Source organism: Otariodibacter sp. (genome assembly GCF_029256985.1).
Classification (GTDB): Bacteria; Pseudomonadota; Gammaproteobacteria; order Enterobacterales; family Pasteurellaceae; genus Otariodibacter.
The window spans coordinates 13,127-36,403 of record NZ_JARIDQ010000046.1 but is presented as its reverse complement, the minus strand read 5'-3'; the positions used below and the strand labels follow the sequence as shown (position 1 = coordinate 36,403).

Genomic DNA, 23,277 nt, shown 5'->3' with positions numbered 1-23,277 from the left:
TTAGGGTATAATTGTTAGTGTTATATCTAATTCAATAGATTTATTTATATCTGTTTTTGATAATATTATTTGGGTGTACATTATGCTTTTTATTTTATTTATATCTTCTATTATACTAATTGATTTTTTAGTGTTTTGTGTAGATAATACATTTATCTTCTGACCATTATCAAAGTACCATTGTAAATTACTTAATTCTCCTCCATTTTCTATTATTATTTCTTTTATCTTACTATCAATAATTGAAATATTGTTATTTTTTCCTTTTTTCTCTTGGTTTCTTTTATGTGCTTTAGATAATATTATTAACTTATTTCTTATATTTTTTTTATATTTATTTTGTATATCCACTTCTCTATATAGTATATTTTTTAACCTCACATAGTTTAATGTTGATAGAATAATAGTTGTTAGTATTATAATTGATACTATATATATAAATTTGTTATTAACAAAATTAATTATTTTATATGTTTGTTTTGATGGGGATGTATATAAATTTTCTAATTTTTTTTGCATGATGTAAAATTAATATATTGATATTGAAAATAATATGCTATGGGTATTTATTGTTTGAAATTTATCAATGGTATATTGATATTTTTTTATCTTTAATTGCTCTTCAATTTCTGTGAATTTTTCTTTATTATTTATATTTCCTTCTATATTAAGTATGTTTTTATTGTTATGTTTATATATTTTAACAGTTAGTAAAGATCCTGATGTTTTTATTTCTTTTAAGTAATTTATTATTTCTGATATTTTTTCTTTTGGTATGTATTCTTTTTTTATTATGCTTGGCTTTGAAAAATTTATAATATTGTTTTCTATCTTTGTTATTTTATTTTTGTATATTGAGTTTCTGTTTTTTATTATAATGTAATCTGAATATATATTTTTCTGATATGCATATAATGAATAAATTAATACAAGTAAGATAAATATAAATATTACTACCTTAAATATATTTAGCTTAGATTTATTAACCCATTTTTTTGTGTTATAATCTGTTAAATTTATACCTTGCCATTCCATAAACAGGCCCCTAATGCTAATAAATATATATCGGTATCCAGAATGTGTTTAAACTTGTTGTTTATATGCTCTATAGTTAGTACATTTAGTGCATCATTATTTTCTTGTATGAGTAATTTATCTAATTGGAATTGAATAATATAATTTCTGAACTTATAGTAATTTTTGTGTACCATATCGTATGGAAAAGTAGATAAATAGTGAAATGCTCTTAAATAACAGTACAATTCACAATCTAAAATAGTCCGCTTATTAGTGAGTAAGGATTTGCTAAACTCTTTACGTAATGCATAAATAATTATTCTGATTGCTGATGTAGATTTATTTCGTTCTAAGTAATAGTCAAAAAAGACATCATCTAAGCTTACAGGAAGTTCTGTTTTGAGAATTTCTATGATTTTTTTATAGCACATTGCATCAGAATAATGGTAAGGCAAAAAAACATACTTTCGCCAAATGTAGTGATGGGATACTGGTCTAATAATTGTAAGTTTTTTTGATTTTAAGAGAGGTTCATTATTTTGTATGTCTACCAATATAGATGCTAAAGATTTTGATTTATCTCTCCAAAAGTTAACAATAGAACCTTCATGTATATATACTATACAATGATAGTGATCATTTTCACTAATACCTACTTGTATAGGTACGTTCATGGTTTTGGATATATTTATGTTTAAGAGTCTTTTTAGCATGATTACTCATTATTTATAGAAAATTAATCGATTAAAACAGCTTTTTGTTAAGTTTTAGCTTATAATTAGCCTGTTTATTTAATGCATTTGTATATATTGGGTGCAAATTTAGTTTTAGTCATTTGTTAAAAGGCTCTTTTTCGATGAAGATCGTAAAAATTATATTTAGTAGTTTTCTTACATTATTTATTCTTGGATGCATTGTCGTAGGTTTAGGCTATATGCATTTCAAACAAGATTTACCAGATGTTGTAACTTTAAAAAATGTAGAGTTACAGAGGCCAATGCAGATCTTTACTGCGGATGGAAAATTAATTGGTGAGGTTGGTGAAGAACGTCGTATCTTCGTCAAGTTGGGTGATATTCCTACAGCTTTGGTTGATGCTATTATTGCAACTGAGGATGCTCGTTTCTATGAGCATAAAGGAATAGACCCTAAAGGTATTTTAAGAGCTTTATGGCGTTCTGCTAATGGAGATCAACAAGGTGCTAGTACTATTACTCAACAATTAGCTCGTAACTTTTTTCTTTCTCCAGAAAGGAAAATAGAAAGAAAAATTAAGGAAGCTATTCTAGCGTTGGAAATTGAGCAAAAATTAACGAAAGATGAGATTTTAGAACTTTATCTTAACAAAATATATTTAGGGTATCGTTCTTATGGTGTGGCTGCTGCTGCTAAGACATATTTTGGAAAGGAGTTAAAGGACTTAACCTTATCTGAAATTGCAATTATTGCAGGATTACCAAAAGCTCCATCAACGATGAATCCTTTATTTTCAGTTAAAAGAGCTGAAAATCGTCGTAATGTTGTTTTAGGTCGGATGTTGGATGTAGGTAAGATTACTCAAGAGCAATATGAACAAGCAAAGGCAGAACCTATTATTGCCAAATTTCATGGTGCAGCTTTAGAATTTAGAGCTGATTATGTAACTGAAATGATTCGTCAAGAGATGGTAAAACGATATGGCGAAGAAGCAGCTTACACTAAAGGGTTCAAAGTTTATGCTACTGTTCTATCTAAGGACCAAAGAGAAGCTCAAAATTCTTTGCGCAATAACCTTATCGAGTATGATCGCCGTCATGGCTGGAGAGGCGCAGAACAACTTTGGAAACCTAATGAAGAACCATGGGATGAAGAAGCTATTATTGATCATCTTAGCAAGTTACCTAATTCAGAGCCTTTTATTGGGGCAGCTGTACTAAGTACAACAAAAGATAAAGCTAATATTCTACTCACTAATGGCGAGAAAACAGAATTAAAATTAACAGGTATGAAATGGGCTAGAAAATTTATTAGTGATTCTGCTAGAGGTAAGATACCTAGTTCTGTACGAGATGTGATTCATGTAGGAGAACAAATTTGGGTCAAGCAAGATAATAACGGAAATTGGGAGCTAGGACAAATTCCAGAAGTTAATTCGGCTTTAGTTTCATTAAATAGTAATAATGGAGCTATTGAAGCAATTGTAGGTGGATTTAGTTTTGAACAAAGTCGCTTTAATCGTGCAACTCAATCTTTGGTTCAGGTAGGTTCTTCCATAAAACCTTTTATTTATGCAGCTGCTTTAAATAAAGGGCTGAGTTTAGCAACAATATTAAGTGATGAACCGATTACGATTGTTAAAAAAGGACAAAAACCATGGTCACCTAAAAATTCACCTAATATTTATGAAGGTAAATTACGGTTACGTGTAGGTCTTGGCAAATCTAAAAATGTTATGATGGTTAGAACTGTACAGATGACAGGTATTAGCTATATTGCTGATTATTTACAAAGATTTGGGTTCGATCGTAAACAATATCAAGCAACAGAAGCTTTAGCATTAGGTGCTGCATCTTTTACACCACTTGAAATGGCTAGAGGATATGCAACATTCGATAATGGAGGCTATTTAGTTGAACCTTATTTAATAGAACGTATAGTGGATGGAAATGACCAAGAAATATTTAAAGCTAATCCACCAGTAGCTTGTTTAACTTGTAATGATATTCCAGTTGTTTATCCTGAACCAAACTATTTTGACTTTGTTAAAGTTAATGATCAACCAGCTCAAGGTATGAATAATGATGATGTTACTGACGTTGTTCCTGGTTTGGATATTGATATTACCCAAAAAGAAGAAGCTCCTAATTTAATGGCAACTTCTGCAAAAAATACTCAAGAAAAACGTCATGCACCACGAGTAATTAGTGGTGAAATCGCTTTTCTTATGAGAAGTGCATTGCATACAGCTATTACAGGAGAACCAGGTCAGAGCTGGAGAGGAACTGGTCATCGTATTGTTGGTCAAATTAAACGTCAAGATATTGGGGGAAAAACAGGTACTACAAATAATTCAAAAATTGCGTGGTATGCAGGTTTTGGTGCCAATTTAGTTACAACAGTATATGTTGGTTTTGATGATAACAAACGTGATCTTGGTCGAGGAGAAGCAGGAGCTCAAACAGCTTTACCTGCTTGGATTGAATACATGAAATCAGTATTAAAAGATAAACCTGAAAGAAAAGAAGTCTTGCCACCAAATATTGTGACAGTAAAAATTGATGCTGCAACAGGACTTTTGGGTAATAGCTTAACTGAATATTTTATTAAAGGAACGGAACCAACCAGAAGATTTATTGTTGAAAAAGGCTACCAAATTAATAATAGTAATTCTAGCTCAGGAGTATCTCCATCAAACGGGAACCAAAGCAATGAATTATTCTAAATTTTATCTGACAGGTACGGTTTAGGTTGAAAAGATAGGGGATTTATTGCGATAATATCCTAATCTTTCTCTTTGGGCGATTTGTGGTTTAATTAGTATATAAGTGTATTATTTATAATCACTTTTTGTAAATTTTAACTTATAACAGACCGCTTGTTTTTACAAGCGGTCTGTTTTTTCGATACTTTTACCACAAATTAAGTTATTAATTTTTAAATATGAAAAGAAAAAAGAATGGCAGAAAAACGTAATATTTTTTTAATCGGTCCTATGGGAGCAGGTAAAAGTACAATTGGTCGTCAACTTGCACAAATGCTAAATATGGATTTTTTAGATTCTGATGCTGTAATTGAAGAGCGTGCAGGTGCTGATATTGACTGGATTTTTGATATAGAAGGAGAAGAGGGATTTCGTAAGCGTGAAGAGAGGGTTATCAATGAATTAACTCATTCTCAAGGATTAGTTCTTTCAACTGGTGGAGGCTCTATTGTTTCTAAAGATAATCGTAATGCTTTATCTGCTCGTGGTATCGTAGTGTATTTAGAAACATCTGTAGATAAACAATTTGAGCGTACTCAGCGAGATAAAAAGCGCCCGTTATTACAAAATGAAGATCCTTATCAGGTTTTACAAGCACTTGCTAAAGTACGCAATCCATTATATGAAGAAATTGCTGATATTACATTACAAACAGATGAACAAACAGCAAAAGTTGTTGCAACTAAGATTATTGAAATGATTGATAATTTACAGTAAGTAAATATAAAGGTGTACTGATGTTGACAGTTGATGTTGAATTAAAGGATAGAAAATATTCTATAATTATAGGTAAAGATCTGTTGAAAGATGTTGAGAGTTTTTACCCTCTAAACTCTGGTGATAGAGTAATGATTGTTTCTAATCCTACTATTGCGAAATATCATCTTTCAACAGTTGAAAATACATTATTTAAATTAGGGTGCCATGTTGATCATGTACTTATACCAGATGGTGAAAAGTATAAAACATTAGAATCTCTAAATTTAATCTTTACTGCCTTGCTTGAAAAAAATCACAGTAGAGATACGACAATTATAGCATTAGGTGGCGGTGTAGTTGGTGATATAGCAGGATATGCAGCCGCTTCTTATCAGAGAGGTGTAAGATTTATTCAGATCCCAACCACATTACTTGCACAAGTTGATTCTTCAGTGGGGGGAAAAACGGCGGTTAATCACTCTCTTGGTAAGAATATGATTGGAGCCTTTTATCAACCAATCTCTGTAATTATCGATATTAATACGCTAAACACCTTGCCAAGAAGAGAAGTAAGTGCAGGACTGGCTGAAGTTATTAAATATGGTACTATTTTTGATGTTCAATTTTTCGAATGGTTAGAAAAACACATAGATAAGCTTGTTAGTTTAGAATCTTCACTACTTATATATTGTATTGAGCGCTGTTGTCAATTAAAAGCGAGAATTGTTGCACAAGATGAAAAAGAACATAGTGATCGTGCATTATTAAATTTTGGGCATACTTTTGGACATGCTATTGAGACTCACTTAGGTTATGGAAATTGGTTACATGGTGAAGCTGTTGCAGTAGGAATGTTAGAAGCTGCGGCTTTATCTTATTTGAATGGTGATATTACGGAAAATGATGTAGCTCGATTAGAACTATTACTTGCTCGGGCTAATTTACCAACTTACTCTCCTGATGGCATGCTTTCTAAAGAGTACTTGCCTTATATGAAAAGAGATAAGAAAGTATTAAATGGAGAGTTACGTTTAATCTTATTAAAATCTCTTGGTGTTGCTTATATCACTACTAATATTTCAGAAGATAAAGTGGTGCAAGCTATTGATTATTTTAGTCAGTTATAAATATGAAACCTAAGCAACGCTCTTTTCTAAAATGGGCTGGTGGAAAGTATCGTTTAGTTGAAGATATAGCTCATCGTTTACCTGATAGATCTTGTTTAGTTGAACCTTTTGTAGGAGCAGGCTCTGTTTTTCTTAATACAGAGTTTGAACGCTATATACTAGCTGATATTAATCCAGATCTCATCAATTTATTTAATGTTATTAAGCAAGATGTGAATGCTTATATATCAGATGTAAAATTACTTTTTGATAACTCTGAAGCGAATACTCCCGCATTTTATTATAAATGTCGTAAAGAGTTTAATTTATCAGATGATATTTTTAGACGTGCTACCCTATTCCTTTATTTAAATCGATTTGGCTTTAATGGATTATGCCGTTACAACAAAAAACACCAATTTAATGTTCCTTTCGGAGCATATAGTCAACACTACTTCCCAGAAAAAGAGCTTCGATATTTTGCAGAGAAGGCTCAACATGCAATATTTATTTGTTCTAGGTTTGAAGATATTTTTGAATATCTTTTAGATAAAGTCGAGGATTGTGTTGTGTATTGTGATCCGCCTTATGCACCCATTTTACAAGAAAGCAATTTTACACAATATGCGGGTGGCGGATTTAGCTTAGAACAACAACGATTACTGGTTTATTATGCAGAACAAGCTCAAAATAAAAATATACCTGTATTAATTTCTAATCATGATACAGCTTTTACACGAGAAATTTATAAAAATGCTGAAATTACGACCTTTAAAGTTCAACGACATATTGGACAGAATCCCCACTCTCGTGTAAGAGTAGACGAACTCTTTGCATTTTTTTCTTAATTATTTATAACTAGTTATCATAACAATATTACTCGGAGTACAAATGACAGAACAATATAACCATATAGAAAGACAGTCTTGGTCAAACCGTTTGACATATATCATGACAGTAGCGGGAGCAACTGTTGGTTTTGGAGCTACTTGGCGTTTCCCTTACCTTGTTGGAGAAAATGGTGGAGGTGCTTATGTTGTACTTTTTTGCCTTGCTATGATTGTGATTGGAATTCCTATGATTTTAGTTGAGAACGTAATTGGAAGACGAATTAAAGTTAATGCAATAGACGCTTTTGCAGGTAGAGTTAATGGTAGAAATATTCATCAAGGATGGAAAATATTAGGTTATATGGGATTATTGGGAGCATTTGGCATATTAGCTTACTATATGGTTCTTGGAGGATGGGTCATTAATTATATTATAAGTTTTATCACTGGTTCTTTAGATATATCGACTCCAATTTCAGCAGATATTGCATCCACATATTTTCAAAGTAGTATTTTTAATAATCCTCTTACAATTATTGGTTATACCGCAGTTTTTGTTATTGTAAACTATGTTATTTTGGCCAAAGGAATTGTTGATGGGATTGAAAAATCTGTTAAGTATTTGATGCCTCTATTGTTTATTTTCCTGATTATTATGGTAATCAGAAATATAACTTTACCAGGTGCAATGGAAGGTATTCATTTTTATCTTATGCCCGATTTTTCAAAAATAACACCTAAGTTATTTGTCTTTGTTCTAGGACAAGTATTTTTTGCATTGAGTTTAGGTTTTGGAGTATTAATTACATTATCGAGCTATTTAGATAAAAAAGAGAATTTGGTTAAAACAGCTATGATTACTGGGGTATTAAATACTTTTATTGCGTTACTCGCAGGATTTATGATCTTTCCTTCTTTGTTTAGTTTTGGGATTGCTCCTAATTCTGGACCTACCTTAGTTTTCCAAAGCTTGCCTATCGTATTTTCTCATATGTGGGGAGGAACAGTTTTTGCTATTATTTTCTTTAGTTTATTAATTGTGGCTGCATTAACTACTTCATTAACTATTTGTGAAGTAATAATTACAGCCTTACAAGAAAAGACCCAAATGGGGCGTAAAATAGCTATATTAGTTACTTTAGGCGCTATTTTTGTACTTGGTAATATTCCTTCTATACTGGGAGATAGTGAATGGAAAGATATTACTATTGTGGGTAAAAGTATTTTTGATGCGTTCGATTATATTAGTGGTAATATTTTATTTATATTAACAGCATTAGGTAGTGCTATCTTTGTCGGCTTTGTTTTAAAAGATGAAGCTAAGGAAGAGTTAGGAGCAGGAAAATTATTTACATCTCTGTGGTTTAACTATGTGAAATATATTATTCCAATAATAATTGCAATTATTTTCTTTAGTTCATTATAGTTGTTAATTTAATCATAAGATAAAAAAGACCAAGTTTAAAAACTTGGTCTTTTACGTGATAATTGTCTAGAACTTGTAATTGATATTTAATCCATAAAGGTTAGCTTTCGCAGCTGTTTTGAAATTCACGAGGCCATCTTCATTAAAGTTATTTTTACTTCCTTTGATGTATGAATAGCCAAGATCAATAGACATGTTTGGTGTAAATCGATATGTTGCACCAATCGAATACCAGGTACGATCTGTATCAGGAATAGAAATTGATGGATTACTAATACTTGCAGTTTCATCGTAAGCAATACCTGTGCGAACAGTTAATTTTTCTGTGAAATCATAAGATAAACCAATTGCAATTCGAGAGGCATCATTAAAATTCTCTGTTTTATGGAATAAAATATTTCCTGTTTGAAGACTAGTTGCTTCTAAGCTTTTAAAAGTACTCCAATTTGTTCTTTTATAGCTATATTGCACAGCCAATTTATCTGTGAGTTTATGGTAACCTGAAATTTCCCAAAATGATGGTAATTTAAGTGTTAACGCTCCCGGAATAGTTACTCCACCTGTAATATTATCTATTTCTACAATAGTGGGGATTGGCATTAATAATGTATTTGAGTATTGCCCTTTGAATTTAACTTTTATTGGAGAATGATATGCAAATCCGATACGGTTTTTCTCATTGAACTCATACAATAATCCAACATTCCATCCTAATGCCCATTTATCACCAGTAAGTCTGTGAATAATAGTTTCATTTTCCATTGTAGCATAGCGTTGGGCAGCTATTGCAGCTTGATTAGCTTGTGCCATAAATTGATTAGCTTGAGCCATAGCAACTTGTGCTTCTTGAATACGACCTGCACTAAGATATTCTTGAGCTGTAGCACCAGCCTGTTGTGCTGCCATACCAGCTTGTTGTGCTTTTTGTTTTGCTTGAAGAGCAGCAGCTTTACCTATTAGTCCTAAGTTTCGTTCTAATTCAGCTTTTGCTTTGACAACATCAAGTCCAACCCCAATACTGAAACCATAACCTAAGTTATAAGCTCCACTAAGATTTAGATTAATCGCTGATAGGTCTGTTCTTCCACCAAAAAAACCAGCATTGTAGTCAGATGCATATTCAGACTTTAATCCATAATTTATATTTATACCACCGCCAATAGAAAAACGATCATTTACAGGCATTACAATATAAGCATTTGGTACAACAACATTTGGAACTATGTTTTCTTGATTTGCTTTTGCTGAAGATGAAGCAAACTTTCCATTAATATGGACATCTGAATCAACTAATATACTACCTGCTGAAACTTCAATATTTTTGAATTTTGTCATTAATGCAGGGTTACTTGCCACTACTGATGCATTATCTGCAACTGCAGCATTACCTGCAAAAGCAAGTCCTAAGCCTGATGATGAAATTTCGGCTAGTTGAAATGCGGCTGCAGATGCACTACCAGTAAAAATAGAGACTAGAGATGCGATAGCTGTTTGGGTAAACTTAGTCATAAAACCTCTTAAAAATTAATAGAAAAATATTTCAAAATATATTGTTAAGTAATAAAAATAATAAATTGAGGTAATTTTAGGTAGTTACTTATTACCATTCAATGAAATTCGGTTTAAATAAGTAGAGTTCCGACCAGTTATTAAGAGATTGATTATTGAGTTTGATGTTATTTTATAAGAATAGTAGAATCGATAGGAGCAAGGTAATATACAATTTGAGGTAAAAATATGTCTAAATATAAAGCAAATGAAAGCCCTATGTGTTGTTGTGTAGATGTAGGAACTGTTATTGACAATAGTGATTGTGCTGTTGATTTTTCTCATTTATATAGTACAAAAACAGAGGCAGAGGAAGCATTATCTTACTTAACTAATAAAGCTCGGACTGCAGAATCAGAACCATGTTCAATTACTAGTAAAATTATTAAAACTGAAAATGGATATGAATTGCACGCTAATTTTGATTTCAGTTGCCAAGCTGAAGCTATGATTTTTCAACTTTCGACTCGGTAATAGCTAAATTAAAAATGAGTTAAGATAGCATTTATTGATAAAAACTATTTTATGTATTTGTAAAATCATCTCTTTAAATTGCTCAAGATACTTGACTAATTTAGTATGGTATATAAAATTTACACCATTGATTAGTCATTCTTAAATATAAGGTTGAAGTATGAAATTAACTTCTCGAGGTCGCTATGCAGTTACGGCAATATTGGATATTGCTTTGCATGGTAAGTCATTGCCCGTCAGCCTAATGGATATTTCTGAACGTCAATCTATCTCTCTTTCTTATCTAGAACAACTATTTGCTCAATTACGTCGTGAAGGTATTGTGAACAGTGTTCGTGGACCTGGCGGTGGTTACCAACTAGGGAAATCACCTCAAGATATTAATATAGGTATGATTATTGCAGCCGTAAACGAAAGTATTAATGTTTCAAAATGTAAAGGCAATGGTAATTGTAGCAACAATAATTTATGTTTAACTCATTCTTTGTGGGAAAGATTAGAAGATCAGATAGAGGGATTTTTACATAAAATCACTTTGGAAGAATTGATTGAAGAGCATAGTGATCATGATTGTACTATCTCTCATTGCCATGATCACCATAGCCATTAAAAGTAAAGATTAAAATTACTGTAATCTTACTTATCGTTCAGGAGTAACAATGAAATTACCAATTTACTTAGATTATGCTGCAACTACGCCAATGGATGAACGTGTTGCAAAAAAAATGATGGAATATATGACCAAAGATGGGATTTTCGGTAATCCTGCATCTCGTTCACATAAATTCGGGTGGGAAGCAGAAGAAGCGGTGGATATCGCTCGTAACCAAATCGCAGATTTAATCGGTGCGGACTCTAGAGAGATTGTTTTTACATCAGGTGCAACAGAGTCAGATAACTTAGCTATAAAAGGGGCTGCTCATTTTTATCAAACGAAAGGTAAGCACGTAATTACGGTTAAAACTGAGCATAAAGCTGTATTAGATACCTGTCGCCAGTTAGAACGTGAAGGTTTTGAGGTGACTTATTTAGACCCAGAAGCTGATGGGTTAATTGATTTAGAAAAATTAGAACTCGCTATTCGCCCTGACACTATTTTAATTTCAGTAATGCATGTAAATAATGAAATTGGTGTAATTCAGCCAATAGCTGAAATTGGGAAAATGTGTAGAGAAAGAAAGATAATTTTTCATGTTGATGCGACCCAAAGTGTAGGTAAATTACCGGTTGATGTGAAAGCATTGAATATTGATTTAATGTCATTTTCTAGTCATAAACTGTATGGACCTAAAGGAATTGGTGGGTTATTCGTATGTCGTAAACCAAGAGTAAGATTAGAAGCTATTATCCACGGTGGTGGTCATGAGCGTGGTATGCGTTCAGGTACGCTTCCTGTACACCAAATTGTTGGAATGGGTGAGGCATACCGTATTGCTAAAGAAGAAATGGCAGAAGAAATGCCGAGAATTAAAGCATTACGTGATCGTTTATATAATGGTTTTAAGGATATGGAAGAAGTTTATGTAAATGGTTCTATGGAAGATGGTAAACGAGTTGATAGTAATTTAAATATCAGTTTCAATTTTGTTGAAGGTGAATCCATGATGATGTCATTGCGTGATATTGCTGTCTCTTCAGGCTCAGCCTGTACATCAGCAAGTTTAGAGCCATCGTATGTGCTTCGTGCATTAGGGCGTAATGATGAGTTAGCACATAGTTCAATTCGCTTTTCATTAGGACGTTGGACAACAGAAGAAGAAATTGATTATACGATTGAGCTTGTTAAACAATCGGTACAGAAACTTCGTGACTTATCACCTCTTTGGGACATGTATAAAGAAGGTATTGATCTTGATACAATTGAATGGTCACATCACTAATTTACAATAAAGGAATCTAAATATGGCATATAGTGATAAAGTTATCGATCATTATGAGAATCCAAGAAATGTGGGTTCACTAGATAAAAAATCGGCAGATGTAGGAACAGGTATGGTTGGAGCACCTGCTTGTGGTGATGTAATGCAACTTCAAATTAAAGTAAATAATAGTGGTATCATTGAGGATGCTCGATTTAAAACTTATGGATGTGGTTCTGCAATTGCTTCAAGTTCATTAATTACTGAATGGGTAAAAGGTAAATCATTGGATGAAGCAGCAGCCATTAAAAATAGTCAAATTGCAGAAGAGTTAGAGTTACCACCGGTGAAAGTTCACTGTTCGATTTTAGCTGAAGACGCAATTAAAGCAGCAATTGCTGACTACAAAGAAAAAAATGCGAAATAATTTTTAGGTAAGCGGTCGGTTTTTGTGATTTTTTTGCAGAAACTGACCGCTTTTATTTTTGCATTCTAATTCAATTCATTCGCAGAGGATAGAGTATGAGTATTATTTTAACAGAGACCGCAGCAAATCGAGTAAGAACTTTTCTAGATAACAGAGGAAAAGGAATTGGTTTACGACTAGGGGTAAAGACTTCAGGCTGTTCTGGTTTAGCTTATGTTTTAGAATTTGTTGATGTATTAAATGAAGATGATCAAGTATTCGAACAGCATGGCGTAAAGATTATTGTTGATGCTAAAAGTTTAGTTTATCTCGATGGAACAGAATTAGACTATGTAAAAGAAGGATTAAATGAAGGTTTCAAATATAGTAATCCGAACATTAAAAATGAATGTGGATGTGGTGAAAGTTTCCACGTTTAGGAGGACTTGACATGTTAAATCCTTTTTCACTTTTTGATTTACCTGTTCAATTTAGCTTAGATTCTTCTTTGCTATCCGAGCGTTATCTTGCTTTACAAAAATCGTTACATCCTGATAATTTTGTAACACATTCGGTACAAGAACAGCGACTAGCCATGCAAAAATCAGCAGAAATTAATGATGCGCTACAAGTTTTAAAAGATCCTATTTTAAGAGCAGAAGCTATTATTCAATATCATACAAATAAAGAGCAGGATATTGAAAAAAAAAGTACAAATGATGTTGCTTTTTTAATGCAACAGATGGAATGGCGAGAACGGTTAGAAGAAATTGAATTAACAAAAGATGAAAATGAACTCTCAATTTTTTCTTCAGAAATAGAAAATATACAGCACTCTACTTTGATGCAATTAGAAAATGAATTGAATGCTCAACAATGGTCACAAGCATTATCGACAACAGATAGATTACGTTTTATAAAAAAATTATTACAAGAAATTGAACAAGTTGAAGAAAAGCTATTTGACTACTAAGTATTAAGTTAGTGATATAAAAATTGATTAAGATGAAAACCTTAGAAGAATTACTTGAAAAAGAAAACTCCGCTTGGAAAATTATGCATTCGTGGTTTGATGCTGCAAAAAACCAATATGAAATTTTGCCCAAAGATATTGAATCAGCAGGTAAAGAGTTAGTAGGTATGCAACTTTCAACTAAAATGCCATTAGGCGCTGTTATTTATGAAACAGGTGGTATTCTTGTCGATAATGGGTGGTTGCGTATTCTTGGCTCAGGTAGCCCTAAATTACCAAGAGGTTTCTTTGAGTGGAATTTTGGTAAAACATTTGAATCATCAGGTGAACGACCATTATTTTTATTAGTTGCAGATGATGTTATTGGTGGTTATTTTGCTATCAATGGTGGTGGGCTAGGTGAAAAGGTTGGAATAGTTTATTACTATCACCCTAGAAAACAAAAATGGGAAAGTATCGGCTTGAATTATTCTCAATTTATAGGTTGGGTGCTGACTGCGAATATAAGTAGTTTTTATCATTCATTACGTTGGACAAATTGGGAATTAGACATTCAACCTGTGAGAGGCGATCAAATGATTAATCATGATACTAAGATAGTACAGCCTATTGAACGACACTATCAGGCAACTTTTGCTAATGATGATAAATACAGTTTCGGCTATTCCGTTAATTAAATAAAAAAGAGATATAAATAAAATGGCATTACTTCAAATTGCAGAACCCGGTCAAACAGCAGCTCCTCATCAACATCGTTTAGCAGTGGGGATTGATTTAGGTACAACTAATTCACTTGTCGCAAGTGTCAGAAGTGGCCAAGCTAATGTATTACTTGATGAGCAAGAAAGAACACTGGTTCCTTCAGTTGTTCATTATGCCACAGGACAGAAAACAGTAGGAGTTGAGGCTATTACAAAAGCGAGCATTGATCCGCAGAACACTGTAATTTCTGTAAAGCGTTTTATCGGCCGTAGTTTAGCAGATATACAGCAATCTGATAAAAAATTACCTTATAAATTTATCGAAAGTGAAAACGGCCTGCCATTAATAGAGACGGCACAAGGTTTAAAAAGTCCTGTTGAGGTATCGGCAGATATTCTACAATATTTGAATAGGTTAGCGGAAAAACGATTAAATGGAGAATTATCGGGTGTAGTAATTACTGTACCAGCTTATTTTGATGATGCACAACGTCAAAGTACTAAAGATGCTGCACGTTTAGCAGGGCTTAATGTATTGAGATTACTCAATGAGCCAACAGCTGCTGCAATTGCTTATGGGCTTGATAGTGAGCAAGAAGGAGTTATCGCTGTTTATGATTTAGGTGGTGGTACATTTGATATTTCTATTTTGAGATTAAGTCGAGGCGTGTTTGAAGTGCTATCGACAGGCGGTGATACCGCTTTAGGTGGTGATGACTTTGATCACTTGTTAGCGAATTGGATAGTCGATCAATCTGGTATAAAAATTGAGAATATTCATCAACAACGTGAATTATTGACTTTAGCGAGTGAAGCTAAGATTGCATTATCACAAGCGGATAGTTATTCACTACATTTTGCAAATTGGGAGGGTGAGATTACCCGTTTACAATTTAATCAACTGATCCAACCGCTTGTAAAACGCTCTTTAATGACTTGTCGTAGAGCATTAAAAGATGCGGGTATTACGGCAAGTGAAGTCAAAGAAGTGGTTATGGTCGGTGGTTCTACACGTGTTCCTTTTGTAAGAGAGCAAGTGGGAGAGTTTTTTGGAAGAACTCCTCTGACTTCGATTGATCCAGACAAGGTTGTGGCATTAGGTGCGGCAATTCAAGCTGATATTCTTGTAGGGAATAAACCAGATTCTGAAATGTTATTGTTAGATGTTGTGCCTTTATCACTGGGTATTGAAACGATGGGAGGATTGGTTGAAAAAATTATTCCACGTAATACCACGATCCCAGTTGCCAAAGCTCAAGAATTTACTACATTTAAAGATGGTCAAACTGCGATGACAATTCATGTATTACAAGGTGAACGTGAGTTAGTCAGCGATTGTCGTTCATTAGGTCGTTTTACCCTAAGAGGTATTCCACCTATGGTAGCAGGTGCGGCTCATATTCGAGTAACTTACCAAGTTGATGCGGATGGTTTATTAAGTGTTACTGCAATGGAAAAATCAACCAAGGTTCAAGCATCGATCCAAATTAAGCCATCTTATGGATTAACGGATGAAGAGGTGACAGACATGATCCGATCTTCGATGAGTAATGCCAAAGAAGATATTCAAGCTCGTCAATTAGCTGAAGCACGGGTCGATGCGGATCGTGTGATTGATAGTGTGATTGTTGCTTTACAAGAACATGGTGATAAATTGTTATCAGTTGATGAATTTAAGTCTATCGAGCGTGAATTAGCTCGTTTGATTGAAACAAAGAAAGGTACTGATCTTAAAGCGATTCAACAAGGAATCAAAGATGTTGATATCGCAACACAAGCATTTGCAGCTAAACGAATGAATTTATCAATTCAAAAAGCATTAGCAGGTAAAGCTGTTGATGAAATTATTAAATAGAGGATATTATGCCAAAAGTTATTTTTCTTCCGAATGAAGAATTTTGCCCAGAAGGAATGGTGGTAGATGCACAGCCGGGGGATAACCTACTTGAAGTTGCTCATAATGCAGGAGTTGAGATCCATAGTGCTTGTGATGGCTCTTGTGCCTGCACAACTTGCCATGTTGTAATTAGGGAAGGTTATGATTCTCTTAATGAAACGAGTGAACAAGAAGAGGATATGCTAGATAAAGCATGGGGGCTTGAAATGGAAAGCCGTTTGTCTTGTCAAAGCATAATTGGTGACGAAGATATTGTCGTAGAGATTCCTCGATATAATTTAAATCAAGTTAATGAGGCAACACACTAATGAAATGGACAGATACACAAGAAATTGCTTGGGCTTTGTATGACAGAGATCCAGATTTAGATCCACAAACTGTACGCTTTACCGATCTTCATCAATGGATTTGTGAATTAGAAGGGTTTGATGATGATCCTCAGAAATCAAATGAATCTATTTTAGAAGCTATTCTTTTAAAATGGATAGAAGAATATGAATAAAAAATAAGGTGGGATTCCCCACCTATTTGCCTATATCCATTCACTATTACGTCTACGACGAGGGATAATAACAGGAATAAGCAAGCCAAGTAATAATCCTACTCCAAGAACACTACCACCATAGATAAAGTATTGAATCATAATTTCTCGAGCTTCTGCATCTTGCATAGTCTCTAATTCTCGATTTTTATTTTTCAGAATATCTAGCTCTCGTTTCAACCTTGCATTTTGATCAAGTAACTCACTACTTTGTTGGTCTGCTTGCTTTACACGTCTTTGCATTTCTGATGTACGTTGTTGCCAATCTCCATCAATTTTATTTAATTTTACTGTCAGTTCTTCTACTTGTTGTTGGAGCTGAGGTACTAATTTTTTTGAGCTAGGAGTAGTAGAAAGTTCACTATTTAGAATCCAAGCTTCTCTATTTTTTTCATCCCGAATTAATGAATAACGTTCTTTTTTTTCTAATACTAAAACCTGCTCTCCTGCTTGAATGGTGCCTGATATCTTATATTGATCACCAGCACCTTTACGTAAATATGTATGTAAGTTATCTGTGACATATAATGTTTCAGCAATTGAAGGTAATGAAATTATATATATTAAACAACCTAACAAGATTGAGAATACTTTTTGCATGCTAGAATCCTTATAAAAATATAAGAGAAATACTCTTTATCGCGTACTTCTCTTTTATTATTGAATATTAGTTGAAAATTATATGGAGAATGTAGTAAATAATAATAGAAAAAATGGCACCAGCAGGAAGAGTAATAACCCAAGATACAACAATATTTCTAATAACACCCAAATTCAAAGCTGCAATACCTCTAGCAAATCCGATGCCTAGCACAGCACCTACTAGTGTTTGAGTTGTTGAAATAGGCAAACCTGTTCCTGATGCAAGAACAACAGTGATGGCACAAGCAAATTGAGCAGCAAATCCTCGACTTGGGGTCAAATCAGTGATACCTGTACCAATAGTACTCATTACTTTACTTCCCATAATAGCTAGCCCCATCGCAATACCAATTGCACCTAATGGTAAAATCCAAGGAGCCATAATCGTTTTACCTTCAATGATACCACCATTATCAACAATTGATACCACTGCAGCGAGTGGACCTACTGCATTAGCAACATCATTTGAGCCGTGAGCAAACGCCATTGCACAAGCAGTTATAATCATCAATAAATTAAATACTTTCTCTACTCCATCAAACCCACCTCTTTTAACACGTTCAAGGAAACTCTGACTACGAAGGTATAAAAAGCAAGTTATAGCAGATATGATTAATAGTACAAAAGCAATTAGAATTGTTTGACTATAGCTAAGGTTTAAACCAATATGTTTTAGACCTTTGTCAAGCGTTACAATACAAATGATAAATATTGTTAATCCTACGTAAAGAGGTGCATATTTTTGTGCGTTTTTTAGCGGATTAGTAGTATCAAATATTAATCTTTGTGTAGAAATAAAAATAAAGAACGCCACGATACCTGCAAGAATTGGGGTAATAAACCAACTCCCAACAATTCCACTAAATTGTCCCCATTGTACAGCTTCGGTTCCAATAGTAATACACGCAAAACCAACTATTGCACCAATAATCGAATGAGTTGTGGATACAGGCCAACCCTTATGAGAGGCAATCATTAACCAAAGTCCAGCAGCGAATAAAGATGACATCATACCCAATATAAGAATATCAGGGCGTCCTGCAAAAGTATCTGCCGAAATAATTCCACTTTTTATTGTTTCTGCAACTTCACCTCCAGCGAAATAAGCTCCCATTAATTCAAAAATTAATGCAATATAAACAGCCTGCTTTGGGGTAATAGCACCCGAACCTACAGATGTTCCCATTGCATTTGCTACATCATTTGCACCGATACCAAAAGACATAACAAAGCCGAATACGGCAGTAATCAGCAGTAGAATAAAGCCATATTGATGAATCATTTCCATGGTGTTTTCCTCTTATGAGCGAGCGAGCATTAATTCAATTCGAGATCCAACACGCTGAGCTTGGTCTGCGAGTACTCCGATCCATTCAATAATTTTATAAAGAAACATAATATCAACAGGGTTGTAGTTATTTTCAATACTTAATAATGATCTACGTAGTACAATTTGTAACTGATCAGTATCATCCTCGATATTATCTAACTCTAAGATCATATCATTAACAAAATTAAGTTCTCGGCCTCTAAATCCTGTTTCAAGCAACTGATCCATTTCATTAATTACTTTATCTGATTGTTTGGTTGCATCTAAGCTACGATCAAGAAAATGTAAAAAAGAATTTTGCATTTCTGAGGGGATAAGAAGCTTTCTTCCAATAACTCTTCCAGAAATATCTTTAGAATAGTTTGCTAGCTTATCAAGTTGTGTAACTAATTCGAGTAAATCAGTTCTTTCAACTGGCATAAATAATCCGCGAGGTAATTTTAATCTAATTTCACGCTTTAAAGAGTCAGCTCTTCTTTCTAGATCAATAATTTGGCGACGAATATTTTCAGCTTCTTTCCAGTCATCATTAAAGGTAGCAGTAAAAAAAGGAACTAATAACCCACAACATTCAGTCACTTTTTTAGAATGTTTTTGTAATGGTTTTAGTGGTGAATGAGCGAATAATCCTAAGATATTATTCATTGCCATAAGGCGATCTCCCAGTTTACTAGTAAATTTCGAATCGATTTTACTTGATGTTGAAATGAAGATCACGAACTAAAAGTGATTTATTCTAAGTAATTGAATGATTATCCAGCTATTTTTGATTAAAAATAAAATTATTATTAATAAATAGTTGGTAAAATATACTGAGTCTTACACATTAAAATCAATGATTTAGTTATATATTTTATGATTTTTGAATTTACAAGTTTTAACAGAAGTATTACTATCTGAAAATGTCGCCAATGAAATGGTGTTTGTATTATTTTTGAACATAAACTTAGAGGATGGGTATGCAAAACCTAGAGAATATCGTTTCACAAGCAATAGAAGCGATTTCGGCAGTAAAAGAAATTAATCAACTTGATGCACTTCGTGTTGAATATTTTGGGAAAAAAGGGCATTTCACAGCTTTAATGCAAGGATTGCGAGACGTGTCTGCTGAAGAGCGTCCAAAAGTAGGTGCCAAAATCAATGAGGCGAAACAAAAAGCTCAAGAAGTGTTAAATGCTAAAAAGGCAGAATTAGAAGAAGCAGAGTTAAATGCAAAATTAGCAAATGAATCTATTGATGTTAGTTTACCTGGTAGAGCGGTTGCATTAGGTGGGTTACATCCTGTTTCAATTACGATTGAACGTGTGGCAAAATTCTTTTCTGAATTAGGTTTCAGTGTTGAGAATGGCCCTGAAATTGAAACGGATTATTATAATTTTGATGCATTAAATATTCCAGCACATCATCCAGCAAGAGCTGATCATGATACGTTTTGGTTTGATGCTCAACGATTATTGCGTACTCAAACTTCAGGTGTACAAATTCGTACGATGGAAAAAGTGAAACCGCCTATTCGTATTATTGCTCCAGGCCGTGTATATCGTAATGATTATGATCAGACACATACTCCAATGTTTCATCAAATTGAATTACTTTATGTTGATAAGCATGCAAATTTCACAGAGCTAAAAGGTTTATTACATGATTTTTTACGCACTTTTTTCGAAGAAGATTTAGAAGTGCGTTTTCGTCCATCTTATTTTCCTTTTACTGAACCTTCAGCAGAGGTTGATGTTATGGGTAAAAATGGTAAGTGGCTTGAAGTATTAGGCTGTGGAATGGTTCATCCTAATGTTTTACGTAATGTTGGTATTGATCCCGATGAGTATTCAGGTTTTGCGGTTGGTATGGGGGTTGAGCGTTTAACAATGCTTCGCTATAACGTAACAGATTTACGTTCATTTTTTGAAAATGATTTACGTTTTTTAAAGCAGTTTAAGTAATAGAATAAAGAAATAAGGATAGATAAATGAAATTCAGTGAATCTTGGTTACGTGAGTGGGTAAATCCTACGATTGATACAGAACAATTATGTGACCAAATTACGATGCTTGGGTTAGAAGTTGATGGTGTTGATTCGGTAGCGGGTGAATTTAATGGTGTTGTGGTTGGTGAAATTGTTGAATGTGAGCAACATCCTGATGCTGATAAATTACGAGTAACTAAAGTAAATGTAGGTGGTGAGCGTTTACTTGATATCGTTTGTGGAGCACCTAATTGTCGCAAAGGTTTAAAAGTTGCTTGTGCGACAGAAGGAGCCATTTTACCAGGTAATTTTAAGATCAAAAAAACGAAGTTGCGTGGTCAGCCATCTGAAGGAATGTTATGTTCTTATTCTGAATTAGGCATAAAAGAAGATCATAGTGGAATAATTGAGTTACCAGCGGATGCATCTGTTGGTACTGATTTTAGACAATATTTAGATTTAGATGATAAAGTTATAGAGATCAGCTTAACACCGAATAGAGCAGATTGTTTAAGTATCGCAGGTATTGCTCGTGAGGTTGGTGTAATTAATCAAGTTCAAGTAAATACACCTATTATTGAGTCAGTTAAAGCAACAATTGATGATAAAGTTTCAATTGAATTACAAGCACCAGAAGCTTGTCCTCGTTATTTATTACGTGTAGTCAAAAATGTGAATGTAAATACGGCTTCACCATTATGGTTACAAGAAAAATTACGTCGTTGTGGTATTCGTTCAATAGATCCAATTGTTGATATTACTAATTTAAGTTTACTTGAATTAGGACAACCAATGCATGCATTTGATATGGATAAAGTTGCTCAACCAGTTCAAGTGAGAATGGCAAAAGAAGGTGAGGAACTTGTTCTATTAGATGGATCTACTGCGAAATTACAAGCAAATACGTTGCTAATTGCTGATAAGAACGGACCGCTTGCAATGGCAGGAATTTTTGGCGGTAAAGAGAGTGGTGTAAATACTGAAACTAAAGATATTATTTTAGAATCTGCCTTCTTTGCTCCATTAGCAATTACAGGCCGTGCAAGACAGTATGGTTTACACACAGATGCATCTCATCGTTTTGAGCGTGGTGTAGATCCTGAGTTGGCTCATAAGGCGATGGAAAGAGCAACTGCATTAGTACTTGAAATCTGTGGTGGTGAAGCAGGTGAAATTGTTGAATCAGTAAGTGAATCTCATTTACCAAAATCAAACCAAGTTGTTCTTCGCCGTTCAAAATTAGACTCATTACTTGGCCATCATGTATCAACAGAGGCTGTAAATGATATTTTTGAACGTTTAGGTCTTAATGCAACTTACCAAAATGACAGTTGGACGGTTCAATCACCAAGCTGGCGTTTTGATATTGAAATTGAAGAAGATTTAATTGAAGAAGTGGCTAGAATTTATGGTTATAACAGTATTCCAAATAATGCACCTTTAGCTCACTTAAAAATGCGTGCAATTCCAGAGAAATTATTGGATGTTTCTCGCCTTAAAACAGCGTTAGTTGATAGTGACTATCAAGAGGTTGTGACTTATAGTTTCGTTGATCCTAAAATTCAGAAGTTACTACATCCAGAACAAGATGCATTAATTTTACCAAATCCGATTTCAAGTGAAATGTCGGCAATGCGTGTTTCTTTATTATCAGGATTACTTACCACTATTGAATATAATCAAAATCGTCAACAAAATCGTGTGCGTATTTTTGAACATGGATTACGTTTCATTCCAGATGATTCTGCAGAGAGCAGAATTCGTCAAGAAATGGTTTTAGGTGGGGCTATTGTTGGGGATAAGAAATCAGTTTATTGGGAACAGAAAGCTGAATTAGTAGACTTTTTCGATTTAAAAGGTGATTTAGAACGCGTATTATCTTTAACTTCTATAAGAGATAAAGTGAGTTTTGTCGCTAAAACTTTTCCTGCATTACACCCAGGGCAATCTGCTGCAATTATGCTAGAAGGAAAAGAGATTGGATTTATTGGAACAGTTCACCCAAAAATTATTCAAGCTCTAGGTTTATCAGGTAAACCAGTTGTTTTTGAGTTATTGGCTTCTGCATTAATGGAAAAAATTATTCCTCAAGGTAAAGAAATTTCTCGCTATCCTGCGAACAAACGTGATATTGCAATTGTCGTAGATAATTATATACCAGCAGGCGATATTTTAGATATTTGTCGTGAAGTTGGTGGCGAAAAACTTATTGCTGTAAATTTATTTGATGTATATCAAGGCACAAATTTAGCTGAAGGTAAGAAAAGCTTAGCAATCAGTTTAGTGATTCAAGATACAGAAAAAACACTTGAAGAAGATCAAATTAATGCAGTAGTTCAGTTTGTAGTAGAAGCATTAGCACAGCGCTTTAATGCTTATCTAAGAGATTAGATTTTAGATTA

Annotated in this window: 24 protein-coding genes; 17 read left to right on the top strand and 7 right to left on the bottom strand. The window is 33.6% G+C overall.

The window, feature by feature from the left end; all coding sequences use genetic code 11:
* The 3 genes from Q1J40_RS05120 to Q1J40_RS05110 are packed head-to-tail and all read right to left on the bottom strand — an operon-like array spanning nt 1 to nt 1,730.
* On the bottom strand, nt 1-519 hold the full coding sequence (locus Q1J40_RS05120; protein ID WP_301098972.1) for a hypothetical protein: 519 nt from the start codon (nt 517-519) through the stop codon (nt 1-3).
* 9 nt (nt 520-528) lie between these two features.
* Nucleotides 529-1,035 carry an HAD family hydrolase gene (locus Q1J40_RS05115; protein ID WP_301098971.1) on the bottom strand — a complete coding sequence of 169 codons (507 nt, stop codon included), beginning with the start codon at nt 1,033-1,035 and terminating at the stop codon, nt 529-531.
* Complete coding sequence (locus Q1J40_RS05110; protein ID WP_301098970.1) at nt 1,017-1,730, bottom strand: hypothetical protein; 714 nt, start codon at nt 1,728-1,730, stop codon at nt 1,017-1,019. Before Q1J40_RS05110 ends, Q1J40_RS05115 begins: the two co-directional genes overlap by 19 nt.
* A gap of 143 nt (nt 1,731-1,873) precedes the next feature.
* On the opposite strand from Q1J40_RS05110, the gene Q1J40_RS05105 reads away from it, so the two are divergent.
* The 5 genes from Q1J40_RS05105 to Q1J40_RS05085 all read left to right on the top strand — a co-directional run bounded on the left by Q1J40_RS05105 (nt 1,874) and on the right by Q1J40_RS05085 (nt 8,538).
* Nucleotides 1,874-4,438: a penicillin-binding protein 1A gene (locus Q1J40_RS05105; protein WP_301098969.1), complete on the top strand. Its 2,565-nt coding sequence runs from the start codon at nt 1,874-1,876 to the stop codon at nt 4,436-4,438.
* Between the two features lie 234 nt (nt 4,439-4,672).
* Nucleotides 4,673-5,194 carry a shikimate kinase AroK gene (gene aroK / locus Q1J40_RS05100; RefSeq protein WP_301098968.1) on the top strand — a complete coding sequence of 174 codons (522 nt, stop codon included), beginning with the start codon at nt 4,673-4,675 and terminating at the stop codon, nt 5,192-5,194.
* A gap of 20 nt (nt 5,195-5,214) precedes the next feature.
* A complete protein-coding gene (gene aroB, locus Q1J40_RS05095; protein WP_301098967.1) occupies nt 5,215-6,303 on the top strand; it encodes a 3-dehydroquinate synthase in 1,089 nt (362 codons plus the stop codon).
* 2 nt (nt 6,304-6,305) lie between these two features.
* Nucleotides 6,306-7,130, top strand: coding sequence for a Dam family site-specific DNA-(adenine-N6)-methyltransferase (locus Q1J40_RS05090; protein ID WP_301098966.1), 825 nt, complete (start codon nt 6,306-6,308; stop codon nt 7,128-7,130).
* A gap of 43 nt (nt 7,131-7,173) precedes the next feature.
* On the top strand, nt 7,174-8,538 hold the full coding sequence (locus Q1J40_RS05085) for a sodium-dependent transporter (RefSeq protein WP_301098965.1): 1,365 nt from the start codon (nt 7,174-7,176) through the stop codon (nt 8,536-8,538).
* Between the two features lie 66 nt (nt 8,539-8,604).
* On the opposite strand, the gene Q1J40_RS05080 is transcribed toward Q1J40_RS05085, so the two are convergent.
* Nucleotides 8,605-10,047 carry an outer membrane protein transport protein gene (locus Q1J40_RS05080; RefSeq protein ID WP_301098964.1) on the bottom strand — a complete coding sequence of 481 codons (1,443 nt, stop codon included), beginning with the start codon at nt 10,045-10,047 and terminating at the stop codon, nt 8,605-8,607.
* Nucleotides 10,048-10,275: 228 nt separating this feature from the next.
* Here Q1J40_RS05080 and Q1J40_RS05075 point away from each other — a divergent pair, with 228 nt between their 5' ends.
* The 10 genes from Q1J40_RS05075 to iscX all read left to right on the top strand — a co-directional run bounded on the left by Q1J40_RS05075 (nt 10,276) and on the right by iscX (nt 16,898).
* The gene (locus Q1J40_RS05075) at nt 10,276-10,560 is read left to right on the top strand and encodes a YfcZ/YiiS family protein (protein WP_301098963.1); all 285 of its coding nucleotides are present in this window, start codon (nt 10,276-10,278) and stop codon (nt 10,558-10,560) included.
* A gap of 160 nt (nt 10,561-10,720) precedes the next feature.
* Nucleotides 10,721-11,170 (top strand): Rrf2 family transcriptional regulator, encoded by a 450-nt coding sequence (locus Q1J40_RS05070; protein WP_301098962.1) that lies wholly within the window; start codon nt 10,721-10,723, stop codon nt 11,168-11,170.
* A gap of 49 nt (nt 11,171-11,219) precedes the next feature.
* Nucleotides 11,220-12,440 carry an IscS subfamily cysteine desulfurase gene (locus tag Q1J40_RS05065; protein WP_301098961.1) on the top strand — a complete coding sequence of 407 codons (1,221 nt, stop codon included), beginning with the start codon at nt 11,220-11,222 and terminating at the stop codon, nt 12,438-12,440.
* A 22-nt stretch (nt 12,441-12,462) separates the two neighbouring features.
* On the top strand, nt 12,463-12,846 hold the full coding sequence (gene iscU, locus Q1J40_RS05060) for a Fe-S cluster assembly scaffold IscU (RefSeq protein WP_301098960.1): 384 nt from the start codon (nt 12,463-12,465) through the stop codon (nt 12,844-12,846).
* A gap of 95 nt (nt 12,847-12,941) precedes the next feature.
* Nucleotides 12,942-13,265: an iron-sulfur cluster assembly protein IscA gene (gene iscA / locus Q1J40_RS05055; protein WP_301098959.1), complete on the top strand. Its 324-nt coding sequence runs from the start codon at nt 12,942-12,944 to the stop codon at nt 13,263-13,265.
* A gap of 11 nt (nt 13,266-13,276) precedes the next feature.
* Complete coding sequence (hscB, locus tag Q1J40_RS05050; protein ID WP_301098958.1) at nt 13,277-13,798, top strand: Fe-S protein assembly co-chaperone HscB; 522 nt, start codon at nt 13,277-13,279, stop codon at nt 13,796-13,798.
* Nucleotides 13,799-13,830: 32 nt separating this feature from the next.
* Nucleotides 13,831-14,475 (top strand): DUF2625 family protein, encoded by a 645-nt coding sequence (locus Q1J40_RS05045; RefSeq protein WP_301098957.1) that lies wholly within the window; start codon nt 13,831-13,833, stop codon nt 14,473-14,475.
* A gap of 22 nt (nt 14,476-14,497) precedes the next feature.
* Complete coding sequence (gene hscA, locus Q1J40_RS05040) at nt 14,498-16,354, top strand: Fe-S protein assembly chaperone HscA (protein ID WP_301098956.1); 1,857 nt, start codon at nt 14,498-14,500, stop codon at nt 16,352-16,354.
* Between the two features lie 8 nt (nt 16,355-16,362).
* The gene (gene fdx, locus Q1J40_RS05035; protein WP_301098955.1) at nt 16,363-16,704 is read left to right on the top strand and encodes an ISC system 2Fe-2S type ferredoxin; all 342 of its coding nucleotides are present in this window, start codon (nt 16,363-16,365) and stop codon (nt 16,702-16,704) included.
* Nucleotides 16,704-16,898, top strand: coding sequence for a Fe-S cluster assembly protein IscX (gene iscX / locus Q1J40_RS05030; protein ID WP_301098954.1), 195 nt, complete (start codon nt 16,704-16,706; stop codon nt 16,896-16,898). The genes fdx and iscX overlap by 1 nt, the downstream gene beginning before the upstream one ends.
* A 30-nt stretch (nt 16,899-16,928) precedes the next feature.
* On the opposite strand, the gene Q1J40_RS05025 is transcribed toward iscX, so the two are convergent.
* The 3 genes from Q1J40_RS05025 to Q1J40_RS05015 all read right to left on the bottom strand — a co-directional run bounded on the left by Q1J40_RS05025 (nt 16,929) and on the right by Q1J40_RS05015 (nt 19,560).
* A complete protein-coding gene (locus Q1J40_RS05025) occupies nt 16,929-17,537 on the bottom strand; it encodes a TIGR04211 family SH3 domain-containing protein (protein WP_301098953.1) in 609 nt (202 codons plus the stop codon).
* 67 nt (nt 17,538-17,604) lie between these two features.
* Nucleotides 17,605-18,867 (bottom strand): inorganic phosphate transporter, encoded by a 1,263-nt coding sequence (locus Q1J40_RS05020; protein WP_301098952.1) that lies wholly within the window; start codon nt 18,865-18,867, stop codon nt 17,605-17,607.
* A gap of 12 nt (nt 18,868-18,879) precedes the next feature.
* Nucleotides 18,880-19,560: a TIGR00153 family protein gene (locus tag Q1J40_RS05015; protein ID WP_301098951.1), complete on the bottom strand. Its 681-nt coding sequence runs from the start codon at nt 19,558-19,560 to the stop codon at nt 18,880-18,882.
* Between the two features lie 308 nt (nt 19,561-19,868).
* Between Q1J40_RS05015 and pheS the strand changes: the two genes are divergently transcribed.
* Nucleotides 19,869-20,852: a phenylalanine--tRNA ligase subunit alpha gene (gene pheS, locus Q1J40_RS05010; protein WP_301098950.1), complete on the top strand. Its 984-nt coding sequence runs from the start codon at nt 19,869-19,871 to the stop codon at nt 20,850-20,852.
* A gap of 26 nt (nt 20,853-20,878) precedes the next feature.
* On the top strand, nt 20,879-23,266 hold the full coding sequence (gene pheT, locus Q1J40_RS05005) for a phenylalanine--tRNA ligase subunit beta (RefSeq protein ID WP_301098949.1): 2,388 nt from the start codon (nt 20,879-20,881) through the stop codon (nt 23,264-23,266).
* Nucleotides 23,267-23,277 lie beyond the last annotated feature (11 nt).